Below are 8,737 nucleotides of genomic sequence, written 5' to 3' on the forward strand. Positions count from 1 at the left end.
GCCGGCACCGCGGGTGACGTGGTCGGCACCGGCGAGGCCGCCGCCACCAGCGCGACGGGCACCGCCACGGACACCGCCGCCAAGGCCGTGCCCGGCGCCCCCGCCCAGGTCACCGACACCGCGGGCGCGCTGCTCGGCGGGCTCCCGGCCGCCAAGGGCCTGCCGACGGGCGGGCTGCCGACCGGCGAGCTGGCCGGCTCGGTTCCCACCCAGGCGCTGCCGCTGGGCGGCCTCCCCCTGGGCGGCTGACCCGTCGCGGGCGGAGCGCCGAGCAGGATGCCGAGGGGCCGGGAGCACGAGCTCCCGGCCCCTCGGGCGTGCGCGGACCCGTACGCGATCAGGCGAGGCGCTTGACCGCCGCGTCGACGCGCTCGTCCGTCGCCGTGAACGCGACGCGGACGAACCGCGCGCCCGCCTCGCCGTAGAAGTCGCCCGGCGCGACCAGGATGCCCAGCTCGGCGAGGTGGGCGACGGTGTCCCAGCAGGGCTCGTCCCGGGTCACCCACAGGTACAGGCTGGCCTCGCTGTGCTCGACCCGGAAGCCGTGCGCCTCCAGCGCGGCCCGCAGCGCCTCGCGCCGCGCGGCGTAGCGCCCGCGCTGCTCCTCGACGTGCGCGTCGTCGCCGAGCGCGGCGACGGTGGCCGCCTGTACGGGGGCCGGGGCCATCATGCCGCCGTGCTTGCGGATCTCCAGCAGCTCGCCGAGCACGTCGGCGTCACCGGCGATGAACGCCGCCCGGTAGCCCGCCAGGTTGGAGCGCTTGGAGAGGGAGTGGACGGCGACGATGCCCTCGTACGAGCCGCCGCAGACGTCGTCGTGCAGGACGGAGACGGGCTCGGCCTCCCAGCCCAGCTCCAGGTAGCACTCGTCGCTGAAGAGCAGGATCCCGTGCTCGCGCGCCCAGGCCACGATCCGGACCAGGTCTTCCTTCGGGATGACCTTCCCGGTGGGGTTGGACGGGGAGTTGAGCCACAGCAGCTTCACGCCGGCCGGGTCGAGCTCGGTGGGGTCGTCGTAGACGACGGCCTCCGCGCCGCACAGCCGCGCGCCGACCTCGTACGTGGGGTACGCGAGCCGCGGGTAGGCGACCTTGTCGCCGGCGCCCAGGCCCAGCTGGGTCGGCAGCCAGGCCACCAGCTCCTTGGAGCCGACGACCGGCAGGACGTTGCGGTGCCCGGCGGCGCTCGCGCCGAGGCGGCCCTTCAGCCAGCCGGTGATCGCGTCGCGCAGAGCGGGGGTGCCCCACACCGTGGGGTAGCCCGGGGAGTCGGCGGCCGCGACGAGGGCGTCCCGGACCAGCTGCGGGACCGGGTCCACGGGCGTGCCGACGGACAGGTCGACGATGCCGTCCGGGTGGGCCGCCGCCGTCTTCTTGTACGGCTCCAGCTTGTCCCAGGGGAAGGCGGGAAGACGTGCGGATACTGCGGCCACGGTGGTCTCTGCTCTCTACTGGTGCTGGACGTACTGGATGTCCCGGTGGGTGTACCGGGTGGATGTGCCGTGAAACGCCTCGGTCCCGCGCGGCACGGGGGCCGTACGGGACCGGGGCACGCGTTCCGCCGTGGGGGCGGTGGCCGTCAGTGGCCTTCGCCCATGGGCGGCAGCGCGGCGATGAAGGGGTGATCGCGCTCGATCAGGCCCAGCTTGGAGGCGCCACCGGGCGAACCGAGCTCGTCGAAGAACTCGACGTTCGCCTTGTAGTAGTCCTTCCACTCTTCCGGAGTGTCGTCCTCGTAGAAGATGGCCTCGACCGGGCAGACCGGCTCACACGCGCCACAGTCGACGCACTCGTCCGGGTGGATGTACAAGGACCGCTGGCCCTCGTAGATGCAGTCGACGGGGCACTCTTCGATGCATGCCTTGTCCTTGACGTCGACACAAGGCTCCGCGATGACGTAGGTCACGCTCTCGTTCCTCCTCGGTAGGGCTTTCCATATCGCGCGGGAGCGCGGCGTCGTCGATGCCCACGCCTAGTATCTCCGTTCCCGGGCACGATCCGAACAGGAGGGGCGGACAGAGCTGTGGAAATCACTGCCGGTGGGCTGCTGGAGATCCGTATCACCCCGGCTGACGTGGGTAAACGAGTCTCTGTACGACGGGTGGAGAGCGCGGCGGACGAAGCGCCGTCGTTCACTGACACGGTAGGGGTTCTCACATCCTGGTACCAAGGTGTGCTGACGATCACACGAAAGAGCGGCGAGTCCGTCCACATCGCGGAATCGGCGCTGGTGGCGGGCAAGGTCGTGCCTCCGGCACCGGCCCGGCGGCGGGGTCCGGCGGCCTCTTTCGAGGAGCTGGCGCGGATCGGCGCCCGGGCCTGGCAGCCGCTGGAGAGCGAGCCGCTGGGCGCGTGGACGCTGCGGGCCGCCGCAGGCTTCACCCGGCGGGCCAACTCCGTCCTGCCGCTCGGCGACCCGGGGGTCCCGCTGGACGAAGCACTCGCCCGGGTGACCTCCTGGTACGCGGAACGTGAGCTTCCGGCGTATGTGCAGACGGCGACGGGGGCGGCCGGCACCCAGGAGCTGCTCGGCGCCGAGCTGGAGCGCCGGGGCTGGGTGAACGAGGTGTCGGCGCAGGTCCGGATCGCGGCGCTGGCGCCGATCGCGGACACGGACACCGCGGCGGGCGCCGCCGAGGTGCGGCTGACCCGCGCCCCGGACGAGGAGTGGCTCGGGACGTACGGGCGGGTCAAGGACCCGGAGGTGGCCCGCCGGGTGCTGGTGGCGGGGCCGTCGGTGTGGTTCGCGACGCTGCCCGGACGGGCGATCGGGCGGCTGGTCGTGGACGGCCGCTGGGCCGGCTTCGCCGCGGTCGAGGTCGATCCGGGACACCGGCGCGCGGGCCTGGGCACGATGGTGATGGCCGTACTGGCCCGGCGGGCGCTGGAGGAGGGCGCGTCGGCGGCCTGGCTCCAGGTGGAGGCGGACAACGCGGGGGCGCTCGCCCTGTACGACGGCCTGGGCTTCGCGACGCACCACGCGTACCACCACTTCCGTGCCGGGGCGGCGCGGACGGCGGAGGCGGGGCGATGAGCGCGGAGTCCCGCGAGCGGTTCGCCCAGGAGGCCCGCTCGGAGCGGCCGGACCTGGCGCTGCTGTGCCTGCTGCTCGCCGCGGAGGCGGACCCGGAGCTGGACGAACGGGCCATGGACTGGGCGCAGATCGAACTGGACCGGCTGGCGGGGATGCTGCCGTACGGGCTGCGCAGCGCGAAGGCGTGGGCCTCGGCGGTGACGGAGCTGCTGGGCGGCCGGATGGGCTTCCACGGCACCCCGGCCGACTACGACCGGCTGTCGTCCTCGCTGCTGCACGAGGTGCTGAGGCGGCGCCGGGGCCTGCCGATCCTCCTGTCCGTGGTCTGGCTGGAGGTCGCGCGGCGCGCGGGCGCGCCGGTGTACGGGCTGGGGCTGCCGGGGCACTTCGTGGTGGGCTTCGGCGAGCCGGAGGAGGGCCTGGTGGTGGACCCGTTCGCCGGGGGCGCCTCACTGGGCGCGGGGCCGGCGGAACAGGCCGCCGGGCCGCGTACGCCCGCGCGGACGCGGGACATCGTGCTGCGGATCCTGAACAACATCCGGGCGTGGGCCTCGGCCCGTCCCGAGCAGTCGGGGGTGGCGCTGTGGGCGCTGGACCTGTCGCTGCTGATGCCCTCGCACCCGGCGTCGTTGCGGTACGAGCGGGCGAAGCTCCTGGTCGAGCGGGGGGAATTCGTCTCCGGCGCGACGGAGCTGGAGTCGTACGCGGTGGTCGTCGACGCGATCGACCCGGGGGCGGCGGCGCGGGTCCGCAGCGAGGCCACGGCCGCCCGCGCCCTGCTGAACTGACCCCGCCCGCCCCCCTGCCCGCCCGGAGCGGCGGGGGCGGGGTCAGAGCCAGCCCTTTTCGCGGGCCACGCGGATCGCCTCGGCCCGGTTGCGGGACGCCAGCTTCTGGATCGCCGTCGAGAGGTAGTTGCGGACCGTGCCCTGGGACAGGTGGAGGAGGACCGCCAGTTCGGCGTTCGTCGCTCCGTCCTCGGCCGCCCGCAGGACCTCCCGTTCCCGGTCGGTCAGCGGGTTCGCACCCTCCGCCAGGGCCGCCGCCGCCAGCGTGGGGTCGATGACGCGCTCCCCCGTCAGGACCTTGCGCACCGCCTCCGCCAGCTGCGCCGCCGGGGCGTCCTTGACCAGGAACGCGGAGGCTCCCGCCTCCATCGCGCCGCGCAGGTAGCCGGGACGGCCGAAGGTCGTCAGGACGACGATCTTGAGGTCGGGGAGCGCGTCCCGCAGGGCGGCCGCCGCCTCGATGCCCGTCATGCCGGGCATCTCGATGTCCAGCAGCGCGACGTTCACGTCGTGCGCCCGCGCGGCCGGCACCACCTCGTCGCCGCGGGCGACCTGGGCCAGCACCTCGATGTCCGGCTCCAGTCCGAGGAGGGCCGCGAGGGCTTCCCGGACCATGGACTGGTCCTCCGCGAGGAGGATCCGGATGGGAAGTGCGCTCATGATCCCGATCCTAGGGGGACGCGGGCCAGCATGCGGAAGCCCTTCTTTCCGGCGGATCCGGCCGACAGCGACCCGCCCACCGCCTCCAGGCGTTCGGTGAGCCCCGTCAGGCCGTTGCCGGCCACGGCGGGCCCGCCCCCGCCGTCGTCGGTCACCGACAGTTCCACCACCCGTCCCGCCAGGGTCTGGAGCGTCTCCAGCCGTACGGTGCACCGCTGCGCCCCGCTGTGCCGGACCACGTTCGTCACCCCTTCCCGAAGCGACCAGGCCAGGGCCGACTCCACGTTCTCCGGGAGGTCCTCCACGGGCTCCGCCGGCAGGTCGGCGCGTACGCCCGCCGCGGTCAGCGCGGTCCTCGCGCCCGCCAGTTCGCCGGGCAGGGTCGGCCGCCGGTAGCCGCTCACGGCCTCCCGTACGTCGACCAGCGCCTGCCGGCTGACCTGTTCGATGTCGGCGACCTGCTGGGCGGCCTGCTCGGGGCTGCCGGGCAGCATCCGCCCGGCCAGCTCGCTCTTGAGCGTGATCAGGGACAGCGAGTGGCCGAGGAGGTCGTGCAGGTCGCGGGCCATCCGCAGGCGTTCCTCGTTGGCGGCGAGCTGCGCCACCGTGGCGCGCGCCTCGCGCAGCTCCACCGTCGTCCGGATCATGGCGCGGATGCCGACCATCGCGAACCCGCCCATCAGGGCGGGGATCACCAGTCCGGCGAGGTACTCGTCCCCGCCCGGCACCGCGAGCGCCGTGACCGCGAGCAGGGCGGTGGCACCGGGCACGGTGAAGCGGGAGAGCTCCGCCGGCAGCGCGGCTCCGGAGGAGATGGACACGTACACGAACAGGACGAGCCATTCCCGGCCCAGGCACAGCGACAGGACCGTGGCCTGCGCGGAGAGCACCGCCACCGAGAGCAGTACGCGCCGCACGTGGTCCTGGCGGGCGGTGCGGAAGACCAGCACCAGGTACCAGGCGACGAAGGTCACGAGGCCCAGCACGCCGAGCAGCCGGGCCCCGAGGCTGTGGCCGCCGCTGACCAGGTCGGTGACGGGGGCGCTGAGGTAGAACAGCCACAGGCCGATCCACAGCGATTTCACGATCTTCTGCCGGCGGTTCTCGGGGCGGAGCCCGATCATGGGCCCGCCCTTGATCACCGACGTGCCGGTCCCGGCCGTCGGCCCGGCGCCACCCGTCGTACCCGTCATGCCCGTCCCACCCGTCATGCCTTCAGCGAGTCCTTGCGGTACAGCCATGCGGCGGCACCGGTGAACAGTACGAAGTACACGGCGAGGATCGCCACGTCCTTCAGGTGCGGCGCGCCTCCCAGCTCGATGGCCTGGCCGAGGCCCGTGTACGCCCGGGTCGGCAGCCACTCGCAGATGGTCTGCAGCCACTGCGGGAAGTTGGCGGTCGGCATCCACAGGCCGCCGAGGATCGACAGGCCGAAGTAGAACAGCATGGTGATCGGGCGGACGGTGTCCCCGCTCGCGAGGTAGCCGATCGCCACGCCGAGGGCGGCGAAGACCAGGCTGCCGGCCCAGATGGAAACGGTCAGGGCCAGCCACTGCCAGACCTCGAACCGCACGCCCTTGACGCCCGCGGCGACGGCGAACACGACGACGATGGCGGGCAGCGACAGCACGCCGGCGCTGGCGGTCTTGCCGAGGACGTAGCCGCGGCCGGGCAGGGCGGTCAGCCGCAGCTGGCGGACCCAGCCCTTCTCGCGCTCCTTGGCGATGCGCTCGCTGTTGCCCATCAGGACGGCGGTCAGCGCGCCGAACGAGGCCATCGAGACCATGTAGAAGGCGGGCATCGTCAGTTCGGTGCCCATGACCTTCGTGGTGCCGTCCAGGGTGCCGCCGAGCATCAGGAACAGCGCGGCCGGGTAGAGGACGGTGAAGAACAGGTACTTCTTGTTGCGCAGGGCGCGGCTGATCTCGAGCTTGACGAGCTGGTTCACGAGTGGGCCTCCTCGGCCTCGGTGAGGGCGATGAAGGCCTGTTCCAGGCCCAGTCCGGCGACTTCCAGGTTCCGGGGGTAGAGCCCCAGCGCGTACACGGCGTGGACGGTGGCGTCGGCGTCGCGCGACTGCAGCTTGACGGTGTCGCCGTGGCGCTCGTAGGCCGTCAGGTGCGGCAGGGCGCGCAGCGCCGCCTCGTCGGCCGGGGCGTCCGGGGCGAGGTCGAAGGCGATCCGGCGGGCGCCGGCCTTGGCCTTGATCTCGGCGGCGCTGCCGTCGGCCAGCAGCCGGCCCTTGTTGAGGACGAGGACGCGGTCGGCTATCGCGTCCGCCTCCTCCAGGTAGTGGGTGGCGAACAGGACGGTGCGGCCCTGGGCGGCCTGCTCCCGCATCGTGGCCCAGAAGGCCTGGCGGGCGGTGACGTCCATGCCGGTGGTCGGCTCGTCGAGGACGATCAGGTCGTTGTGGCCGGCGGTGGCGAGGGCGAAGCGGACGCGCTGCTCCTGGCCCCCGGAGAGCTTGTTGACCATGCGGTCGGCGATCTCGCTGATCCCGGCGCGGCCGAGCACCTCGTCGACCGGGTAGCGGCGCGGGTGCAGGGCGCAGCCGAGGGCGACGACCTCCCGTACGGTGACGTCCTCCATCAGGCCGCCGCTCTGCAGCATGGCGCCGACCCGGCCGGCCGCGATGGCCTCGCGCGGGGTGGTGCCGAAGACCCGGACGCTGCCGGAGTCGGCGGGGCGCAGGCCCAGCAGCAGGTCGAGGGTGGACGACTTGCCGGCGCCGTTGGGGCCGAGCAGGGCGACGGTCTCGCCGGGGTGGAGTTCGAGGGAGAGGCCGTCCACGGCACGCACCGCGCCATAGCTCTTGGTCACGTTCTGGAAGGCCACCACGGGGCCGGCACCGGGTCCGGTGTCCTGCACGGCGGTGGTGTGCGCCGAGGTCGTCGTCATGACCGAAGACTCCCCCGGACAGGGATGCCGGCGGCAGTGTCTGCCGTCGTGACTGGTGGATGACAGATGTCATGTGCCCGGCATGACTGTCCCGTCGCCGGACCCGGCCGCGCGTACGCCGGAGCCCCCGCCCGGGGTCGGACGGGGGCTCCGGAGCTCCGGCCGCTAGCCGGCGTTGGTGTCGATGGTGGCGGTCCGTTCGGCCGCGGTCTTGCCGCGCAGGGCCTTGCGGAGGGCGCCGACGACGTCCTGCGGGGTGACGGCGGTCTTCTCGCCGGTCCCGCGCATGACCAGGACGCCGTCGAAGGCGTTCCCGTACGTGGCCTTGAGCGCTTCCAGGTCGTACTTCTCGGTCAGGTGCCCGTCCACCAGCTGCATGCTGAGGATCTTGGGGAGGGACTTGGCGCCGAACGCGAGGGACTTGCCGCCCGCCTTGACGGTGGCGTTGCCGGACATCGCGGGCTCGGCGAACTCCTTCATGGCCCGGTTCAGTTCGGCCTGGTCCACGACGGGGTTGCGGGTGGTGACGGGGAGTTCGACCGGGGCGGCCTTGCCGGTGGCGACCATCTCGCGGAAGGCCTTGGTGACCAGGTCCGCGGAGGCCCCCGGGTCCAGGCTGGTGCCGGGCTTGCCGGGGACGGCGACGGCCTTGCCGGTGTCGAACGTGATGGTGCCCTCGGTGACGGTCCCGGCGGTTCCGGCCAGTTCCTGGAGCGCGACCTGGAGCTTCTCGTCGTCGACGGGCAGCACGGGGTCGGCGACGCGCTGGTTGCCGAGGAGCGAGCCGATGACCGTGACGGGGTTGTAGTCGCTGCCCGCCGCGTTGCGGACGGTGGTCTGGGCGTCCAGGCTCAGGCCGGCCTTCTCGGGCTTGAGCTCGACCTGCTTGCCGCCGACGGTGAGCGTGAGCGGGGACGCGGCCCGGTTGCCGAACGCCGCCTGGAGCTTGCCGACGGCCTCGTCGCGGCTGCCGCTGATGTCGACGCCGAGGACGGTGGTGCCCTTGGGGACGTCGGAGTGGTTGAGGAGCAGCCCGGCGCCGTAGGCCACGCCGAACAGCGCGAACAGGCCGCTGGCGAGGAGGACCAGCTTGGAGCGGCCCTTCTTGCTCTTGGGCTGCGCGGCGGCGGCCGGCTTCGGGCGCGCGGGGGCGGCCGGTGCCGGCGTGGGGACCGGCGTGGGGGCCGGGCCGGGGGCGGGAGCCGGGAACGGGTCGTCCAGCTCGGGCCCGGGCCAGCGGGGCGCCTCGGCGCCGACGGGGACGCTGCCGAGCGCGGGGCCGCCGGTGGGGCCCGCCGGGGCGCCGGGGCCGCCGGGGCCCGCGGGGCCGCCGTACGCGGGGAACGCCTCGGTGC

Annotated in this window: 9 protein-coding genes and 1 pseudogene; 3 read left to right on the forward strand and 7 right to left on the reverse strand. The window is 73.6% G+C overall.

What is annotated here, in order from left to right:
• Nucleotides 1-249: pseudogene (locus ACFXA3_RS25910) on the forward strand (ATP-binding protein); the annotation flags it as partial.
• 88 nt (nt 250-337) lie between these two features.
• Here the strand turns inward: ACFXA3_RS25910 and dapC are convergent.
• Nucleotides 338-1,432: a succinyldiaminopimelate transaminase gene (dapC, locus tag ACFXA3_RS25915; RefSeq protein WP_385190652.1), complete on the reverse strand. Its 1,095-nt coding sequence runs from the start codon at nt 1,430-1,432 to the stop codon at nt 338-340.
• A gap of 146 nt (nt 1,433-1,578) precedes the next feature.
• Nucleotides 1,579-1,905 carry a ferredoxin gene (fdxA, locus tag ACFXA3_RS25920; RefSeq protein ID WP_030291119.1) on the reverse strand — a complete coding sequence of 109 codons (327 nt, stop codon included), beginning with the start codon at nt 1,903-1,905 and terminating at the stop codon, nt 1,579-1,581.
• 117 nt (nt 1,906-2,022) lie between these two features.
• Between fdxA and ACFXA3_RS25925 the strand changes: the two genes are divergently transcribed.
• Both ACFXA3_RS25925 and ACFXA3_RS25930 read left to right on the forward strand, forming a co-directional pair.
• Nucleotides 2,023-3,033 carry a GNAT family N-acetyltransferase gene (locus tag ACFXA3_RS25925; protein ID WP_385190653.1) on the forward strand — a complete coding sequence of 337 codons (1,011 nt, stop codon included), beginning with the start codon at nt 2,023-2,025 and terminating at the stop codon, nt 3,031-3,033.
• On the forward strand, nt 3,030-3,821 hold the full coding sequence (locus ACFXA3_RS25930) for a transglutaminase-like domain-containing protein (RefSeq protein ID WP_385190655.1): 792 nt from the start codon (nt 3,030-3,032) through the stop codon (nt 3,819-3,821). Before ACFXA3_RS25925 ends, ACFXA3_RS25930 begins: the two co-directional genes overlap by 4 nt.
• Nucleotides 3,822-3,863: 42 nt before the next feature.
• Here the strand turns inward: ACFXA3_RS25930 and ACFXA3_RS25935 are convergent, their stop codons facing one another.
• The 5 genes from ACFXA3_RS25935 to ACFXA3_RS25955 all read right to left on the reverse strand — a co-directional run.
• A complete protein-coding gene (locus ACFXA3_RS25935; protein ID WP_385190656.1) occupies nt 3,864-4,481 on the reverse strand; it encodes a response regulator transcription factor in 618 nt (205 codons plus the stop codon).
• Nucleotides 4,478-5,605, reverse strand: a complete 1,128-nt coding sequence (locus tag ACFXA3_RS25940; protein ID WP_385190663.1) for a sensor histidine kinase — start codon at nt 5,603-5,605, stop codon at nt 4,478-4,480. The genes ACFXA3_RS25935 and ACFXA3_RS25940 overlap by 4 nt, the downstream gene beginning before the upstream one ends.
• 83 nt (nt 5,606-5,688) lie before the next feature.
• Nucleotides 5,689-6,429: an ABC transporter permease gene (locus ACFXA3_RS25945; protein WP_385190658.1), complete on the reverse strand. Its 741-nt coding sequence runs from the start codon at nt 6,427-6,429 to the stop codon at nt 5,689-5,691.
• A complete protein-coding gene (locus tag ACFXA3_RS25950; protein WP_385190660.1) occupies nt 6,426-7,382 on the reverse strand; it encodes an ABC transporter ATP-binding protein in 957 nt (318 codons plus the stop codon). Before ACFXA3_RS25950 ends, ACFXA3_RS25945 begins: the two co-directional genes overlap by 4 nt.
• Before the next feature lie 165 nt (nt 7,383-7,547).
• The coding region (locus ACFXA3_RS25955) for a hypothetical protein (protein WP_385190661.1) at nt 7,548-8,737 on the reverse strand (1,190 nt) is incomplete at its 5' end.

The sequence above is a fragment of the Streptomyces sp. NPDC059456 genome (assembly GCF_042750055.1).
Classification (GTDB): domain Bacteria; phylum Actinomycetota; class Actinomycetes; order Streptomycetales; family Streptomycetaceae; genus Streptomyces.